The organism is Ignicoccus hospitalis KIN4/I, assembly GCF_000017945.1.
Classification (GTDB): domain Archaea; phylum Thermoproteota; class Thermoprotei_A; order Sulfolobales; family Ignicoccaceae; genus Ignicoccus; species Ignicoccus hospitalis.
Map to the genome: position 1 here is coordinate 503,882 of NC_009776.1, position 16,275 is coordinate 520,156.

At 55.0% G+C, this 16,275-nt stretch carries 19 protein-coding genes and 1 other RNA gene; 5 read left to right on the forward strand and 15 right to left on the reverse strand.

Annotated elements, in window-relative coordinates; translation table 11 throughout:
- Positions 1-24 precede the first annotated feature (24 nt).
- Entirely contained in the window at positions 25-1,149 is a 1,125-nt protein-coding gene (locus tag IGNI_RS02920) for a WD40 repeat domain-containing protein (RefSeq protein ID WP_011998595.1), read from the forward strand.
- Positions 1,139-1,525, forward strand: a complete 387-nt coding sequence (gene hisI, locus IGNI_RS02925) for a phosphoribosyl-AMP cyclohydrolase (RefSeq protein WP_052570476.1) — start codon at positions 1,139-1,141, stop codon at positions 1,523-1,525. The genes IGNI_RS02920 and hisI overlap by 11 nt, the downstream gene beginning before the upstream one ends.
- Here hisI and IGNI_RS07740 read toward each other — a convergent pair.
- From IGNI_RS07740 to glyS, 9 genes are all read right to left on the reverse strand, one after another.
- Entirely contained in the window at positions 1,516-1,662 is a 147-nt protein-coding gene (locus IGNI_RS07740) for a hypothetical protein (RefSeq protein ID WP_187145989.1), read from the reverse strand. The two genes, hisI and IGNI_RS07740, sit on opposite strands and share 10 nt — an antisense overlap.
- On the reverse strand, positions 1,659-2,750 hold the full coding sequence (gene amrS, locus IGNI_RS02930; RefSeq protein WP_011998597.1) for an AmmeMemoRadiSam system radical SAM enzyme: 1,092 nt from the start codon (positions 2,748-2,750) through the stop codon (positions 1,659-1,661). The genes IGNI_RS07740 and amrS overlap by 4 nt, the downstream gene beginning before the upstream one ends.
- A 4-nt stretch (positions 2,751-2,754) precedes the next feature.
- Positions 2,755-3,198: a universal stress protein gene (locus IGNI_RS02935; RefSeq protein WP_011998598.1), complete on the reverse strand. Its 444-nt coding sequence runs from the start codon at positions 3,196-3,198 to the stop codon at positions 2,755-2,757.
- 49 nt (positions 3,199-3,247) lie between these two features.
- The gene (locus IGNI_RS07745) at positions 3,248-3,391 is read right to left on the reverse strand and encodes a hypothetical protein (RefSeq protein ID WP_187145990.1); all 144 of its coding nucleotides are present in this window, start codon (positions 3,389-3,391) and stop codon (positions 3,248-3,250) included.
- A gap of 106 nt (positions 3,392-3,497) precedes the next feature.
- The gene (locus IGNI_RS02940) at positions 3,498-4,370 is read right to left on the reverse strand and encodes a nucleotide-binding protein (RefSeq protein ID WP_011998599.1); all 873 of its coding nucleotides are present in this window, start codon (positions 4,368-4,370) and stop codon (positions 3,498-3,500) included.
- A gap of 65 nt (positions 4,371-4,435) precedes the next feature.
- Entirely contained in the window at positions 4,436-5,140 is a 705-nt protein-coding gene (locus tag IGNI_RS02945; protein ID WP_238374115.1) for an isopentenyl phosphate kinase, read from the reverse strand.
- Between the two features lie 111 nt (positions 5,141-5,251).
- Positions 5,252-5,568: RNase P RNA component (gene rnpB / locus IGNI_RS07495), an RNA gene on the reverse strand.
- A 51-nt stretch (positions 5,569-5,619) separates the two neighbouring features.
- The gene (locus tag IGNI_RS02950) at positions 5,620-6,933 is read right to left on the reverse strand and encodes a hypothetical protein (RefSeq protein ID WP_011998601.1); all 1,314 of its coding nucleotides are present in this window, start codon (positions 6,931-6,933) and stop codon (positions 5,620-5,622) included.
- Entirely contained in the window at positions 6,930-8,672 is a 1,743-nt protein-coding gene (glyS, locus tag IGNI_RS02955) for a glycine--tRNA ligase (protein ID WP_011998602.1), read from the reverse strand. Before glyS ends, IGNI_RS02950 begins: the two co-directional genes overlap by 4 nt.
- A gap of 58 nt (positions 8,673-8,730) precedes the next feature.
- Here glyS and IGNI_RS07645 point away from each other — a divergent pair, with 58 nt between their 5' ends.
- Positions 8,731-8,919: a hypothetical protein gene (locus IGNI_RS07645; protein WP_148202225.1), complete on the forward strand. Its 189-nt coding sequence runs from the start codon at positions 8,731-8,733 to the stop codon at positions 8,917-8,919.
- Here IGNI_RS07645 and IGNI_RS02960 read toward each other — a convergent pair.
- The 3 genes from IGNI_RS02960 to IGNI_RS02970 are packed head-to-tail and all read right to left on the reverse strand — an operon-like array spanning position 8,879 to position 13,493.
- On the reverse strand, positions 8,879-10,171 hold the full coding sequence (locus IGNI_RS02960) for a glycosyltransferase family protein (protein ID WP_011998603.1): 1,293 nt from the start codon (positions 10,169-10,171) through the stop codon (positions 8,879-8,881). The two genes, IGNI_RS07645 and IGNI_RS02960, sit on opposite strands and share 41 nt — an antisense overlap.
- Complete coding sequence (gene asnB, locus IGNI_RS02965; RefSeq protein WP_011998604.1) at positions 10,165-11,997, reverse strand: asparagine synthase (glutamine-hydrolyzing); 1,833 nt, start codon at positions 11,995-11,997, stop codon at positions 10,165-10,167. Before asnB ends, IGNI_RS02960 begins: the two co-directional genes overlap by 7 nt.
- Before the next feature lie 59 nt (positions 11,998-12,056).
- Positions 12,057-13,493 (reverse strand): UbiD family decarboxylase, encoded by a 1,437-nt coding sequence (locus IGNI_RS02970; protein WP_148202226.1) that lies wholly within the window; start codon positions 13,491-13,493, stop codon positions 12,057-12,059.
- Positions 13,494-13,566: 73 nt separating this feature from the next.
- Here IGNI_RS02970 and IGNI_RS02975 point away from each other — a divergent pair, with 73 nt between their 5' ends.
- Together IGNI_RS02975 and IGNI_RS02980 are read left to right on the forward strand one after the other, a co-directional pair.
- Positions 13,567-13,821: a HypC/HybG/HupF family hydrogenase formation chaperone gene (locus IGNI_RS02975; protein ID WP_011998606.1), complete on the forward strand. Its 255-nt coding sequence runs from the start codon at positions 13,567-13,569 to the stop codon at positions 13,819-13,821.
- 33 nt (positions 13,822-13,854) lie between these two features.
- A complete protein-coding gene (locus IGNI_RS02980) occupies positions 13,855-15,183 on the forward strand; it encodes an APC family permease (protein WP_011998607.1) in 1,329 nt (442 codons plus the stop codon).
- Here IGNI_RS02980 and IGNI_RS02985 read toward each other — a convergent pair.
- Genes IGNI_RS02985 through IGNI_RS02995 form a run of 3 tightly spaced genes read right to left on the reverse strand, consistent with a single transcriptional unit; the run spans position 15,136 to position 16,275 of the window.
- Positions 15,136-15,393 (reverse strand): hypothetical protein, encoded by a 258-nt coding sequence (locus tag IGNI_RS02985; RefSeq protein WP_011998608.1) that lies wholly within the window; start codon positions 15,391-15,393, stop codon positions 15,136-15,138. The two genes, IGNI_RS02980 and IGNI_RS02985, sit on opposite strands and share 48 nt — an antisense overlap.
- Positions 15,377-15,673: an RpoL/Rpb11 RNA polymerase subunit family protein gene (locus IGNI_RS02990; RefSeq protein ID WP_011998609.1), complete on the reverse strand. Its 297-nt coding sequence runs from the start codon at positions 15,671-15,673 to the stop codon at positions 15,377-15,379. Before IGNI_RS02990 ends, IGNI_RS02985 begins: the two co-directional genes overlap by 17 nt.
- Complete coding sequence (locus tag IGNI_RS02995; protein WP_011998610.1) at positions 15,670-16,275, reverse strand: DUF2067 domain-containing protein; 606 nt, start codon at positions 16,273-16,275, stop codon at positions 15,670-15,672. The genes IGNI_RS02990 and IGNI_RS02995 overlap by 4 nt, the downstream gene beginning before the upstream one ends.

The following is a 16,275-nucleotide window of genomic DNA, read 5'->3' on the forward strand; positions in this document are numbered from 1 at the left end:
GACGCCGAAAACGGTAGAGCGGGGTTGCAAAAGCTTTCGCTAAATCTAGAAAAAGATTTCACGTTCTTCACTGAAGGAGGCTCCTTATCGATAGACACAAAAGACAACTTGCTGGCTATCGCGGTATCCAAGGCTTCTCCCAGAGGTGAGAGGAACGACGAGGAGGGGGGCCACGCGTACGTGGTCACGAAGAAGGGTAAAGTGATAATGAGCTGGAGGTTTGACTCGCAGAAGGGGTTTAACTGCGCCGCCTTCAAGCCCGACAGCGACGTAGTGATCTTCGGCAACGACGACGGTTCCTTATACGTTTTCAAGACTGATGGTGAAATGATCAAGAAGGTTGACTTGGACGCCGCGATTTACTCGTGCGCCTTCTCCCCCTCGGGCTCGTTCGTGGCCCTCGGGACGGAGGGCGGGAAGGTATCGGTGAGGGACTCCTCGTTCGAGCCCTTGTGGGAATACTTGGCCGAGGACAACGTGTGGGGGCTGAGCTGGTCTCCGGACGAAAGGTACGTGGCCGTGGCGAGCCACGACGGCCACTTGTACGTACTCACCAAGCCCAAGGAGGTCTGGAAGGACGACTTGGGAGCCCCGGTCAACAAGGCAAAGTGGTGTGGCAACTACCTGGCGGCGTCTACTTGGGAAGGGTTGGTGGTAACTTACGACGCCTCCGACCCGCAGAGCCCCTCTAAGCTCTGGGAGGGGAGGTTGGGCTCTAACGTCTGGGGGCTGGACTTCGACGACGCGTGTTCCTACTTGGCGGCCGGCAGCAGAGGGTCTGACTTGGTGATCTTCGATACTGAAGGTAACATGACGCTATCTGTGAAACCCGGGCCCGTGGACGACTTGTCTTGGAGGGGCCCCTCCTTGGCAGTGGCCAGCAAGAACAAGGTCGAAGTTTTCAAGACGATGAGCTGTGTGCCGTACATCCTTCCAACCCTCAAGAGGTTCAAGGCGGCCAGCTTCTCAAAGCCAGAGAACATAGATTTCATAGAAATGTCCAAGTTGTTCTACGCGCTTCTCGGAAGACCTAAAAAGGTCAAAGTTAATGGTGAGACCTACTGGGTTAAGGTGATAGACGGCGACTTCTTGTACATATTCTCCCAACACGACGGGGAGGTGGAGGTGGAGATAGTTGATGAGGGTTAGCGAAGAGGAGGCGAAGAGGATAGCGGAGAGGCTGAACTACAGGTGGCCCGACCGGACGGTGGTGGCGGTGGCTCAAGAGTACAAGAGCGGGAAGGTATTGATGGTTGCCTCCATGAACAAAGAGGCGGTAATAAAGACCCTCACCACGGGAATAGTCCACTACTGGAGCAAGAGCAGAAAGGAACTGTGGGTGAAGGGGGCCACCAGCGGTCACGTACAAGTCCTAGAGAAGTTCTACTACGACTGCGACGCCGACTCCGTGTTGCTGGTGGTGAGGCAAGCCTCGCTCATAGCTTGCCACGAGGGCTACCGCTCGTGCTTTCACTACAAAGTAGAAGAGGGGGGAGTGAAAGTAGAAGAGCCCAGCTACGAGTAGCCCATCGAATAAACTAACAAGGCTAGGAAGGCCGCCAAGGTCACTGGAGCAACGAACTGCGCTAACTTGCAGTTGTTCTTAAATAAAATGTAACTCAAAACTAAGGACGCGACGAACACCGCTACCGGGGTGATCAAGGGTACCACTCGGCCGTTAGGCCGTGGAACTTGCCCTTGAAGTTTAGCTTGAAGCCACACTTGGGGCAGCGGAAGTCGTCCGTGAGCTTCCAAGCTACTATATAGAAGCCGTACCTCTCCACCACGAGCTCCCCGCACTTGGGGCAGTACGTGTGTTCGTAAGGGTGGCCGGGGACGTTGCCTATGTAAGCGTAGTGCATCCCTAGCTTCTTGGCCAGCTCTACGTGCTTCTCTAGGGTCTCGACGGGAGTCGGCGGCACGTCCCTCATTAAGTAGTCTGGGTGGAAGCGCAGGAAGTGCATTGGAGTCTCTGGGCCCAACAGCTCCTTTACCCTCTTTATTAGCCTCTCAGCGTCCTCCAGCTTATCTCCGTACTTCGGGACGACCAAATCAGTAATTTCGATGAACCAGCCGACCTCCTTCATAACCTTCAAGCTTTCGAATATGGGCTCTGGGTCCGGGACTCCCATGAACCTCCTGTAGAACTCCTTGTTCGCGTTGCCCTTGAAGTCTACGGTGACGGCGTCCATGTAGTTCCCGAGTTTCCTTATCGCTTCCGGAGTGATGTAGCCGTTGGTTACCATCGTGTTGAAGAGGCCATGTTTCTTCGCTATTTTTGCGACGTCATACATGAACTCGAAGAATATGGTAGGCTCGTTGTAGGTGTAGCTTATGCCGTCCGCTCCCAAGTCCAAGGCGAGCTGGACCACCCTCTCGGGCTCCAAGTACTTTCCGTAGATCTGTTCCCTCCTACTTTGGCTTATCTCCCAGTTCTGACAGAACTTGCAGAAGAAGTTACATCCGGCCGTTGAAATGCTGAATACCTTAGCTCCCGGGTGGAAGTGCATCAATGGCTTTTTCTCTATAGGATCCAAGTTGGCGGCGGTTACGTAGCCGTACACGAGCGTATACAGTTTTCCGTTTATGTTGGCCCTAACCCCACAGACCCCGTAGGTGTTCGGGGGGAGCTTGCACCTCCTCCAACAGAGGTCGCACTCCACCCAACCGTTTCCCAAGTCCTTGGTTAGGTCGGGGTCGGCCTCCCTAACCCAAGGCTTTCCCAACCACTTCTTAGCGAGGTCTTCCATGCTTTCAAGCCCCCTTCTTCCGGACCACGAGGACCGGACAGTGGGCGTGGTTGGCTACGTAGCGGGCTACGCTGCCCAAAATTATTGCCTTGATTCCGCTAAGGCCCCTAGTGCCGAGGGCTATTAGGTCTGCGTCCAACTCCTTCGCGGTCTCCACTATGGTCTTGCCCACGTGGCCCTCCTTGATTAGGGTCGAGACCTTGAAGCCCTTGTCTTGGAACACCTTCGCCGACTCCTCCACTATCTTCTTGGCGTTCTCCTTAAGTTCCTCGAGGAGCTGTGCGACCAGCGAGGGCGGCGCGACGCTCTCTATGCCGAACTCCTCCATGCTGGGGATGACGTGAAGTACCACTACCTCCCACGAGTCCTTGTTCAACAAGTCGGAGACGTACTCTACGGCGTACTTGCTGTACTCGGAGCCATCGACGGCGACGAGCGCCTTCTTCAAACTCCTCCTCCCGCTACTAAATACCTCACGAGAGGTTTTTGGATTGGGGTCAGCCGAGCGGCTTCTTCAATATATAGAGGAGTCCGAGGACGCTTAAGAGTAAGGATAGCGTTGCGAGCACCAACACCATCACTTCGTCGAGCGCGGTTCCCGGTCGGAAGCGTCTGGGTCCGGCCACCAATAGCCTGATCACCTCCCTCCTCCTCCCGGGGCCTAGTAGAGAGTGGAGAGCATTTCACACTGGGTCTTCGGGGGGTTACCTTCAACTACGTTTTCGAGGACGTCCACGAACTTCTTAATTATGGAGAGCGCGGGGCTGGACTCTGGGGGTAGTTCAAAGAGGCCGGAGAGGCTAGGCTCTCCGCGAAGACGTCGTAAAGCTTGCCGTCGAAGGGTATGGCCATCGCTACCCGCCCGTTCACCTCCTTGCAGAGCTCCAAGGCGTACTCCTTCGCCTTGTTAAACTCCTCCGGGGTCGGCCGGACCATGTTTATTATGGTACCGAGGACCGGGATGTTCTTAGTGTACCTCTGGTGCAGCTGAGCTATCAGCTGCACCATGTTAGGGTTGCTGTCGGAAAGCAAGTTTATCCAAGAGCTAGTAGTGGAGAGCAAGTGCTGATACGTGTAATAGGTAGCCCACGAGGGGACCGGGTAGTCGTTGAACACTACGTCATACTCCTTTGCGAGCTTCTCTACCGAGCCTTTCATCTTGTTAACTATCTTAATTACCTTCGACGTCTCGTTCATTTCCTCTAACAATCTGTTTATGTTATCTGGAACGTCGTCTTCGGTCACCGCAGGGACCAAGTGTACGGTCACCGACCCCCTCCTACCGCTGATTACGGTATCCCTAACTGCCTCGGTTATATCCATCATACCTATTAGTACTTTCACCAAGCTCGGGCCCTCCTTTAGTTCCTTCAACAACCTCAAGGAGAGTCGCGGGCTCATGATGTCCCAGTCGATGAAGACCACCTCTCTGCCCCTTAGCACGAGCTGAACGCCGCTCTCCAGCTGTATAGTGGTCTTACCGATGCCTCCCTTAGGGGACGAGTTGCCTATCGCGTTAGGTACAGTTACCCTCTCCTTCTTGACAGCCTCTAGATCAATGTTGGTACTGACCTTTTTACGCATGAATATGAGCCTCAGTAACTTCAGCAAGTTTACCACAGGTCGGTCACCTCTTCCTCCTCTCTTTCCTTCGAGAGCTAGTAGATCTAGAAATCTTTAACGTTTCATCCTTGTCGACAAGGTACTACCCGCGTGCCCGGGCACTCCCCCTTCAAGAACTTCTCGAAGTTGACGACCTTTAGGCCGTTGAAGATGCACACCTCAGCGTAGCGCGCCGCCTCTTCCAGTACTTCTAGCTTCTTTCTCATTCCTCCGGTCACGTCTATGCCCTCGCTTCCCTTGGCCTCTACGTCACAAGGGCTCGCCTCCTTCAAAGGGCCCCCTTTCGGGGGCCACGTCTCGTAAACCCCGTCGACGTCTGTCGCGACGCCGGCCCTCTCGGCGCCTAACTCCTTCACGAGCTCGACCACTATCTCGTCGCCCGAAAGGACCCTTCCGGGGGGGACTACGTTACCCTGGACCACCGGGACCCAACCGGCCTTCGCGGCCAGCGCGAGGGGGCGAACGTTCAGCCTCCCGTCCCAAAGGGAGGGGGTGGAGTAGGGCGCGAATGGTTGGCCCAAGGCTTCGACTACCAAATTGGTCATTAAGTTCATTACCCTTATTACCTCAAAGCCTTTGTCCGCGAGGGTGTGCCCGCTCTCTATTATTTCCTTAACCTTTGGGTGGCCGAAGCTCCCCCCTCCGTGGACCACCACCAGCTCGCCGGCGTACTCCCTCAAGGAGTTGCCGATCTTCCCTATCAGTTCTTTGTTCAAGCTGTAGGGCACCTTCTTGTTGCTTATTACGCTGCCCCCTAACTTTATCACTATCAACCCGTACGGCCCCCGAGAGCCGATGAGGAGCAGTGGGTCTGGCTAAAAACGGTGGCCGGGAACCCAAAGGCTGAGGCGTAAATTGAATTAAAGGTTGCTGGCGGCCCGAGGCCGCTATAGCCCACCTTCTGTACTGCGGCGGCATTTGGCTGAGCGGCCCTCCGGGACCCTCGCGCGGCCCTCCTCGGGTCCCAACGGCCTTGCTCCCCGGGGGGCGGCCGTTTCAGCCCGCCCGTCGGCTCACCGCTCCGGGTAGGGCCGCCCGTCGCCGGGGGCCCTCCCCTTCACGACTCCCCGAGGGGGGTCTCGTTTCTGTGCCGTTGCCCGGGCTCTCAACCCGGTCCCTCGCGGGACCCCGGCGCCGCGGGGAGGGTGGAGCTTCCTCAGGGCCTTGGAGGCCCCGTGGCCGCCAGCGGCCTCGGGCCGGGTGCCCTTCCTCGAAACGTCCTATTTAATTCGGGCTCTTCGCGAAGCTAGAACTCGTCTACAGTCTTGTTGTCGACCTTCAAGGAGCCCGTCACGGGCTCACCGCTGATTTTGTTCTTTTCCACTTCTTCTGCCAACAACTTCATGATAACGTAAAATTGCAGCAACGCAAACGTGACATAGGGGAGGTTGTAGTAGCCCAGTTTCTTCGCTTCCTCCCACTTGTCCACCCTCCTGGGGCTCTCAACGCGAGCTAACTTTGACAACGGAGTCTCCTTCCACATCTCCTTGATGCCGTTGTCCTCGGTTAATATAACCTTGCCGTCCAAGAGGAGGGGGTCTATCTGGAAGAAGGCCTTGTCGCACAAGTCGGTCGGGCTCGGAAAGACTAGGGCTTTCGCCTCCTCCATTACGTACTTGGCGAGGAGGCCGTAATAATTGGGGTTGGACCTCTTCAAACTTTCCTCGTACTTGTGCAAGAGTTCGTAGAGCGCGCACCTAGGCACTCTGGCCCGGAGGAGGCCGGCGTTGTGTAAGTTCAACGCCCCTATCAAGATGCTTGAAGTGTCCAAGATGTACTCCGTTGAGGCCCCCTCACCCCCCACCTTGATGGGGAGGAGGCCGGAGAGGTAGAGCGAGCTGTCGAAGCCCATCCAACTCCTCGAGCTTCTGCTCGCCTTGATGAACTCTTTCATGGCTCTCAAAGACGTGCTGAAGACCTTCTTGGTTTCCTCTTCCTCATTGCCGCACAGCTTAAATTTGACGCTCATAATGTTGAAGCCGCCCATCATCGCGTCTACCTTTACCTCGATTTCTGGACACTTCCTATCAGTAGCCTCGTTTATCCTCTTGGTCAGCTCGGCCACCCTTTTCCTTATAGGTCCCAAATGGTTCAGCTCGACCTTTATCTTGTCGGCATAATTAGTGAACTTCGTGTTGAAGTCACTCGAAGGCAAAAAGTAGACCTTCTGGAAGGTTCGGGGCACGTAGGGGAAGTACAGACCTCTCCATAAAGAGAAGGGGAAGCTCACGTGTGCTATAGTATTGAAGGCCTTCGAAGCGGCCGCGGCGAGGGAAGCGCCCCCGGGGGAGACCGCCACGACGTCCGCCTTGACCTCCTTCAACTTTTTAACTCTCTCCTCCAAATCTGAATCAGAGTCGCTGGGGACCTCCTTCATCTCGACTTTAAACCCCGCCTTCTCTAGGAACTCCTTGAAGGTCTTAGCGTTCATCCTAGCTCCTTCCGAGCTAGTGTAAACTATTGTTACCTCCTCCGCGCCCAGCTCCTCCAAGACCCTAACCGAGGAAAAGGCGGCCTCGAGGTTGGGTCTCCCGGCTACGAGCAAAACCGCGACCTTCATTGGGGCCCGGCCGAGACGGGCTCCCCGAGCTCCTCTATAGGGAAGCCGTTCAAGAAGGCCCTCAGCTTCCCCGGGAGCTCCTCGACCCTTACGCGTACTTGCTTCCACGTGTCCCTGTCCCTCAGCGTTACGGTGTTGTCCTCAAGGGTCTGGAAGTCCACCGTTATGGCCGCCGGCACGCCCACCTCGTCGTACCTCGCGTACCTCCGCCCTATCGAACCCTTCTCGTCGTACTCCACGCGGAAGCCCGCGTCGGCCAAGAGCTTCCAGACCTCCTTGGCCTTCTCGACCAACGGCTTCTCTTCTAAGAGCGGCAGCACCACCGCTTCTATTGGAGCTAGCCTCCGGGGCAAGCTCAGCACTAGCCTCCCCTCCCTCTCCTTCAAGGCGTACTCTAAGGTGACGTACAACAACCTCTCCACGCCGAAGGAGGGCTCCACGACGTGGGGCACGAAGCGCTCTCCGGTCACCTTCTCCTCCGCCTCCTCTACCCACACCAAGCCCCTTTCCAACCTCTCGCCCGCCACCTCGACGTAGCCCTTCTCCTCCAAGCTCTTCTCCACCTCTTCGGGGTTCATCCTCTTCAGCTCCTCTATCACTTGCTTCGCCTTGGCCTTCAACCTTATACCTATTTCTTTTGCGTTCCACTTCACTACCTTTACCTTAACGACCTTAGGCTCCTTGTACTTCCTGAAGGCGTACAGATCCTTGCCGCTGAACTTTATGTGCCTACTTAAGTCGTAGTCGCCCCGGTAGGCGTGGCCGCTGACCTCCATCCAGCCGTAGCGTTCAGTCTTCACCAACTGGTCGTACGTCTGGGAGGAGTAGTGGGCCCTCTCCTCCGGCCCTTTCTCCTCGAAGTACTGGTTCTCGTCGGGTACGCCCAACTCGTTTAACAGCTCCTTGGCCTTCAACATCCAATAAGCCATCCACTTGTTTATTATCCATCCCTTCTCCAAGGCTTCTCTGACCGTCACCTCCACGGGCTCTTTCCTCCCCTCCTTAGCTAGCTCCCAAGGCAGGAGCCTCAGCTTGGCGTCGTAGTCCAACGGAGGTTCGCCGGGGTCCAAGGGGTCGATGAAGAACTCTATCTCAGCTATTGTGAACTCCCTAAGCCTCAACAACCCTTGACGGGGAGATATCTCGTTCCTCCCTACTCTGCCTATCTGCGCTATCCCGAAGGGGAGCCTCTCCCTCATGTATTGGTATACGCGCTTGAAGTTGACGAAGGCGCCTTGGGCGGTCTCCGGCCTTATGAAGCCCTTGTCGCCTTCGTAAGGGCCTATCTGGGTCTGGAAGAGCAGCAAGAACGGGCGGACCTCCCCCAACTCGCCGCCGCACACCGGACACCTTATGTTATTCTCTCTAATGAGTTTGGTTAAGTCCTCGGGGCTGAGGCCTTCTACCTTTATCCCCAGCTTTTCCTCTATCAAGTGGTCGGCGCGGAACTTCCTCCCGCACGACTTACACTCCACCACCGGGTCGGTGAAGTTCTCGACGTGCCCGGACGCCTCCAACACCTTGTAGGGCGTGATTATTGGGGTCTCCATTTCTACTACCATCCTTTGAAGGGGCCTTACCAGCTTCTCCTTCCACAACTCAACAATCTTGTTCTTCAGTTCCTTGCCCAAAGGACCCAGGTCGTAGAAGCCGGCCACGCCGCCGTAGATCTCCCAAGAGGGCCAGTAGAAGCCCCTCCTCTGGGCTAGGTCGGCCACCTTCGAGGCCTTGTCTTGCAATTCCGCGTCCCCGAAGGGGGTTTAAGCGGAGCATATATTCACCTCGGGGACCGGACGAGTGAAGAAGCGTTACTACGGCCCTTTGTTGAGCGTTGCGCTGAAGCTCGCCCCGTTCTTGGCTCTGACGGCCTTGTTGGCGCTTCCGTTCGTATTTAAGGAAACGTTCTTCATGCTACTAGGGGTAGCCTTCTTCATATACCTAATCGTCAACCTAGCTTACGTCGCCTACTTAGAACGCTCTCTATGATTTCCTCTATCGCCTCCTCGCTCCGGGTCCTCTCCCTCAGCTCGCACTCGCACTCCCCCGGACCCGCTTTCACCAACTTGAGGGCGACCTCTAGGAGCTCCTCGAAGTTGTTCACAACTATCGCGCAGTCACACTTCTTAGTCAAGGCCTCGAGTGTTTTCAAGTATTCTTCGTTATTCCAAATTATGATGGGCTTATTAAACAAAACGTAGTCAGCTAACTTAGCAGGGGCGCCGTAGAACTTATAAGCTCTGAAGGGGTCGTAGAGGGCTAAGAAGGCGTCGCACTCTCGCGCGTACGCTTTGTAAAGCTCCTCCTTAACGGTTATGTAGTCGAATTCTACGTTGCTAAAGGCGCCTACCAAGTTCTTGAAGAACCGATATAGGTTTATTGGAGCCCCGAATATCTTGAACTTTATTTTGTCATGCATATCAAAGGCCTCGTTCATAGCATATATCAACTTCGCCAGCTCCTTCCAGCCTTGATGGGGGTAGAAGCTGCCGGAAGTACAAAACGTGAAGGGCCCTCCCTCCTTGGAGCTGGGGTACTTTGTCTTGGAGTACAAAGGCGGGTACAAGGCTATCATCTTACCCTTACACAACTTCTTTAGAGGCCAAGGCACCTCTTCGAGTATGACCTCGGCCCCTCCTTCAGATATGGTAAACACGAAGTCGTGAAGCAAACAAGACAAGATCCTCGTGAGCCACACTTGGGAGGCTTGTGCAGCTATAGCCTTAATTTTTGAGGGAAAGGCGTCCACGCCCAGCTCTATCAAGCCCCACAAGTTTTCGTTGAAGTTTTCGTCAACCAAAATCGCGTCTCGAGGAGAAGAGAGGCGGAGGGCCAGCCAATAGGCCAATGAGAGGGAGGTGGTCGCTGGGGGTCTACTAATTATTAAGCTACTTAATTTTAACGCCTCCCTAAGCCGTCTAACTCCATCCCTTGACAGTACTAGGGGAGGAAAATAGCTAAAGAGTCCTCTGGTCAACCTTTGGATGGTTGCGTTTAAGTTTTTAAGATTATAGTAGAGCGGGTTGTACATATCTGCTTCGATTACCTTTATGTTCAATGAGCTGTCGAATTTGGGCTTCTCTACGAACACTCTTCCCGCAAAGACCAAGTCCACCTCGTAGTCTACACCCTTCTCCTTCAAAACTTGAGCTATTGAGGTTGCTAAGTTAACTACATGAGAATAAGAACCGCCCGCTACCCGGACCTCCGGGTGGCCGTAAACCACGCTGACTTTTACCAAGTAGCGATCACCTCCTCCCAAACGCTGTAGGAGAACACTTGCCACGCTACGAATGACAACCTCTTCGTATCGTACCTCTCAAATATGTTCGGGTCTATGACCTTTTTTAATATCTCGCTGCTCTTGAGCCTTGAGGGTGCCTCCTCCTCGGCTATCCTCATTAGGACGTCCTTAGCTTGCTGTCCGAAGCCGACCTTCCTAGATGTGACCTTTCTCCAAGTCTCCTCACTCAAGTATTTCTTTAATATCAACTTCCCAATGAGCTTTGGCTCTTTCATCATTATGTATCTCTTCCAAGCTGGGTCTAAGCTCATAGCTTTTTCTATTAACTTGTAGTCCAATAGCGGCGCCCTGGCTTCCACGCTCGCAGCCATAGAGTAGAAGTCTACCTTCAAGTTCAAGTGGTTGGGTATCCTCTGGTTGTACTCGTACGAGAGGAGCCTCTCGGCGAGGTTCCTAGGGGCGGAGAGGGACTCCAGAACCCGGTAGCTTAACACTAAGAGGTCGCAGAGCTCCGGGGGGAAGGCCTCGCAGCACTGGGACCTCAAGGAGAGCCCCCTGGCGGTCACGAGCTTGTGTAGGGTGGCGTAACACAAGGCCTTGTTGTAGTAACTTCTAACTTCCTTCACGACCCAGAAGGGGAGCTCGAGCAAGGGGAGGGAGGAGAGGGTTAAGGTGAGCTCGTATATTTGTTTATACACGGGGTAGCCGAAGAAGAGCTCGTCCCCTCCCTCCCCGACGATGATTACCTTGTAGCCCCTTTCCCTCGCCGCCTTAGCCATCCCGTACCCCATCACCAAGCTGGGGTCAGTTATGGGCAGCCCGACCTTTTTGGTCAGCTCGTAAGTGAGCTTTATGTAATCCTCAAAGTCGAATTCGACCACTGCGTGGTCGAGGTTTAGCTCCTCAGCAACTTTAGAGGCCAACTCCACTTCGTCGAACTCCCCGGCGCCCTTAACAGTCACGGTGAAGGTGCTAACGTCGTTCCTGTTGAGTTCCTTCGTTATTATTGAGGCTAGCAACGTAGAGTCCACGCCGGAGCTCAAGGCCAAGGAGACCGGCACGTCCGCTATTAACCTATACTCCACCGCCCTTATCAGCTCTCGATGGAGCTCCTTCACGTAGCTCGTTATATCACTCACCCTTTTATCGAACTTCAAGGTGTAGTACTTCTTCTTTTCTATAACCTTCCCGTCTTTTATTATCATATATTCTCCGTTCCTAAGCAACTTGACGTTTTCGAAGAAGTGCTGTTCCGGGAGGGGGGAGAAGTGCGCGAAGAGGTAGAAGGCTCCCAAGGGGTTCTTGCTCAAGTTCTTCACGAACGCCTTAATCGCTGAAGGCTCTGAGGCGAGAACGACGAAGTCCTCACCTTGGTAATAGAATAAAGGCTTCTTGCCCACGTGGTCCCTGGCAACGAATATTGTGCCCTTCCTTTCGTCGTATATCGCGAACGCGAACATCCCCCTTAAGGAGTGAACCACGTCCACTCCCATCTCCTCGTACGCGTGCAACAAGACCTCGGTGTCCGTGTTGGACAAGAACTCGTGTTCGTCCTTCAAGTTCTGGCGGATTTCTTTATAATTGTATATCTCACCGTTCAACACTACTCCCACGGAACCGTCCTCGTTGAACATGGGTTGGAGGCCCTCGTCCTTAGGGTCTATTATGGCTAGCCTGACGTTGCCCAGCGCGGTCTTGCGGTCCTCAGATATCCAATACCCCCTCCCGTCCGGCCCCCTGTGTTCTATTGCGTCCAGAGCAGAGACGAGTCGGCGCTCCTCCACGCACGGCCTAGCGCAGCTCACCGCTACGATCCCGCACAAGCCCCTTCACCTTTCGCCGGCACGCTCCGGCTAAGGGCCCGCGACGCGCGACTTTTGACCTAAAAGCCGTACTCGCGCCACCTCCTCTCCACCAATTCCGAGACCTTGGGGTCAGGCGCGCTCCGCTCCGGCCACTCGTAGCCGCACTCTTCCTTGAACTTCCTCGTCGCGTCTATTATCATCTTGCTCCCAGCTGGAGGGCTGGGCGAGGTGTGGTCCAGCACGTCTGTCACGTCGTTTCTAATGATCTCTACGTCCCTCTCGGGGTCTACGGTGGAAGCTATCGCGTAAGCCACCTCGCCCCAGTCGTGCACGTTCACGTCTTGGTCTACCACTATCACGATTTTCGTGAAGCTCATTTGGCCTAGGCCCAACAAGGCGTGAGCTACCTTCCGCGCGTGGCCGGGGTACTTCTTCCTTATGGACACTATGGCGATCCCGTGGAACAGCCCTTCGGGGGGCAAATTCATATCGATTACCTCGGGGACGAGCCACTTGATCAAAGGCAAGAATATCCTTTCCGTCGCCTTGCCTATGTAAGCGTCCTCCATAGGTGGCCTCCCCACAACCGTCCCGTAGTAAATTGGGTCCGTCCTCACGAAGAACTTCTCTGCGTGGAAGACGGGGTACAAGTCCCTAGGGGTGTAATAGCCGGTGTGGTCGCCGAAGGGGCCCTCCCAAGCGAGCTCGCCTACCTTCACGTAACCAGTAATCACAGCCTCCGCGTAGGCTGGGACCAAGAGGTCGCCTACCTCTACCACCTTGACCGGCGAGCCCCTCAAGACCCCGGCGAAGGCGTACTTGTCTATCCCCTCCGGGACGGGAAGGGCTCCGGTAAGCAAAGTGGCGGGGTCCCCGCCTATCACAATGGCCACTGGCATCTTCTCGAAGCCTAGCTCTTTGTATTTAGCGTAGTGAGAAGCCCCCCTCTTATGCACTTGCCAATGTATGACGGCCCTCTTGGGAGAGTATATCATTATCCGGTAGATGCCGAAGTTGTAAGTACCGCTCTCCGGGTCCTTCGTAACGGTCAAAGCGTAAGTCAAGTACCTCGAAGCGTCCTTAGGCCACGTCTTAAAGGCCGGCAACGAGAGGAAGTCCGGCTCCTTTTCGTTCTCTAAAACGGGGCCCTTGCGAACTTTCTTGGGTAGGTACTTTCCCATGTTTATGAACTCCATTAAGGTCTTGACCTTTTCACCGAAGCTGCGCGCTCCGGAAGCTTTGAAGGGTGCGAGGAACCTCTCCCCGAGCTCCTCGAGCTCCTCAGTTCCCAAGGCCAGCTTTATCAAATTCGTGGAACCGAACAAGTTACCGGCCACCTTCCAGTCGGGGTAGCCCTTGAGCTTCTCGAAGAGGACCGCCTTGTCGAACCTCCTCCACATGAGCCTCCTGAGAACCTCGGGGACCTCCTCGACGGGGTCTACCTCGACGTTGACCTTGTGCAGTAGACCTTTCTCATCGAGTAAGTTTAAGTAATCCCTCAAGTCCTCGAGCAAGCTAGCCCCGGTCGCCCCAGCAAGCAAAACCAATTAACGCTCCACCAGAAGGCGGGCCGAGGGTCTTAGAGCGATGTGCCTAGGCATACCCGCGACCGTGAAAGAGGTGTACGAGGACGGCACCGCGGCGGTGGACGTCTTCGGCAACGAGGCGATAGTGGACTTGACCTTAGTGCCGGACGTCAAGCCCGGAGACAAGGTGATAGTCCACGCGGGCGCGGCGATAGCTAAGGTGGACGAGGAGCGGTGGCGGGAGGCCTACGAGCTCTGGAAGCAAGTCCTCGAGACGCTGGACAAGTTATACGAAGAGCAAGCCCAGAGTCAATAAGTCGTCGAAGCCCATGTGGACGGAGCGTTCGGTATGAGAGAGCTCGGGCTCGCCGAGGCCGTCGCCCTGGGCGTCGGGATAATAATAGGTGCTAGCATATTTTCGTTGGCCGGAGTTGGGGTCAAGCTAGCGGGCCCGAACTTACCCGAGGCCTTCGCCCTCTCAGCAGCGTACGCGTTCTTGATAGCCTACTCCTACGCTAAGCTCAGTAGGAAGTTCATCTCCAACGCCGGGCCCGTGGAGTACGTCGTCCGGGCATTCGGAGATAACTTGCTCGTGGGAACTTTAGCCTTGATATACTGGTTGAACTTCGTATTTTCTATATCTTTGTTCACATACACTATAGCCGGTTACGCGCTGGGCGCCCTAGGCCTTGCAGATGACGCCTTCTTGTTTTCAATATCCCAAGCCTTAATTATTTCCATATTTGTGGCCTTAAACTTTAAGGGATCAAAGGCAGTAGCCGACACCGAGCTGATTTTAGTAATATTTAAGTTGGCTGTGCTACTGACCTTAATAGTGCTAGGTCTGAGGGTAATCAACCCTGAACTCTTGAAGCCCGACGCCAGCCCGCAAGGCATATTAAACGCCTTAACCGCTTCCAGCTTATTCTTGCTCAGCTACGCCGGCTTCGGAGTGATAACGAACGCTTCAGAAAACATAAGGGACCCCGAGAAGAACGTCCCCCGAGCTATATACCTAAGCTTGGCCTTGTCAGCTGTTGTCTACCTCGGCGTCTCGATAGTGACCGTGGGCACGACCGAGCGCGCTAAGGTGCTCGAGGCGGAGGAATACGCGCTGGCAGTAGTAGCGAAGAGCGCTATTGGCTCCTGGGGGCCGGCGTTATTGACGCTAGGGGCAATAGTTTCGGCGTCGACCGCGCTGAACTCGGCCTTGTACGGAGGCGCCAACGTGGCCTACTCGCTAGCTAAGAAAGGGGAGCTGCCGGAGTCCTTCGACCGGAGGGTGTGGTTCGGCGAGCCGGAGGGCCTTTATGTCACTGCCGCGCTGGCGCTGGCCTTCTCACTATCTCTGAACCTCGAAGGGGTGGCCGAAGTAACTACCATATCATTAATACTCACGTACATTTCTGTTGTCCTCTCGCATTGGAAGCTGAGGAGGGTCGTGGGAGGCAACGCCGCCGTCGTGTTAACGGCGTTGGTCGTGCTAGTCTTTAACGCTATAATCATATTGAGTCACGAGTTCCTCACCAACCCGCTGGCCTTCCAAGCCTCAGTCGGGACCGCTGTGGGAGCGTTGATCTTCGAAGCGTTCTACCGCTCTTGGAGGAAGAGGGCGATTAAGGCGAGAACCTTACAAGGCGCTGAGGGCCTTAAGCGACAGCCAGTAGAGACAAGCTAACCTCCTAACGCTCCCCCGTACTTCGACCTTCGGTAACCCTAAGTCGGGACAAGCGGCGTCTTGATACATCACTTCCCAGAACCTCTTGTCCTCTTTGAGCTCCCGGGGGTCGTTAACCACGAATGCGTGTTCCACCAAGCCCGCCTTGACGGAGAGGACCACCAGGGGGTCTCGGCCGCAGCAGACCGCTACGCTACTTCCCCTCTTCAAGTTCCCTCACGAACTGATTTAGGTAGTTTATCGCTTCGTCTATGGTTTCCAGTAAGACCTCGTAGGGATCCACGGAGCCGTCGGTCCTTATGGTTATCCACAACACTTGCCTTAGGGGGTGCTCTACCATGTAGAGCGCCGTAACTCCCTTCTTCCTAGAAGCTAACTTGGTTATTAGGTTCCCTAGGGTGTGGCTCTCGTTTGGTATCCTTATTCGCACCTCTTTGTCGTTCCTAACTACGACCTCGGGCTCGGCTATCACTTGAGCCACGGCCCTCACCACTCTTCGCTGAGCCGCTCTGAGACCCGCTTTATTACTTTCCTCCACTCCTCCCTCTGTTCGTACTTGAAGTCGCCCTCCTCCAAGAGGCCCTCCCGCAGCATGACGTTCACCACTTCCTCCGGGTTAACCCCGTAGACTGTGCTCAACACGGCCACCGCCTTCTTCATGCTGTGTGGTAGCCTAAAGCGCACTATCTCCGAATCTATTATTTCTTTCATCTTTCTGGCGAGGGCCGCCACCTCCTCGAAGGGGGCGTCAGATACGAGCGTCCTCCCCTCTACTTTGGCAGAGTAGCCCAACAGCTTGAGTGCCTCCACTAAGGCGTCTATGGGGACCGCGGCCTTGGTCAGCTTGGGCAGTTCGTCCACGCTCACCCTCGTGTAGGGCAGCATTGCCGACTCTATCTCTTTTTTGAGTTCTTCTATTTCGTACCTCAATTCCTTCAATTCGTAAGGGAACCCCAAGGCTTCTATGAGAAGCTTGTTGCCGTCGACTTCGCCCTTGATCCACCTCGCGCTCACTTCTTCGCTTATCTTGTGGAGCAGTTCGTAACAAACCTCCTCGTTAATACACTTAATGACGAAGCGTCTAACCTTCAT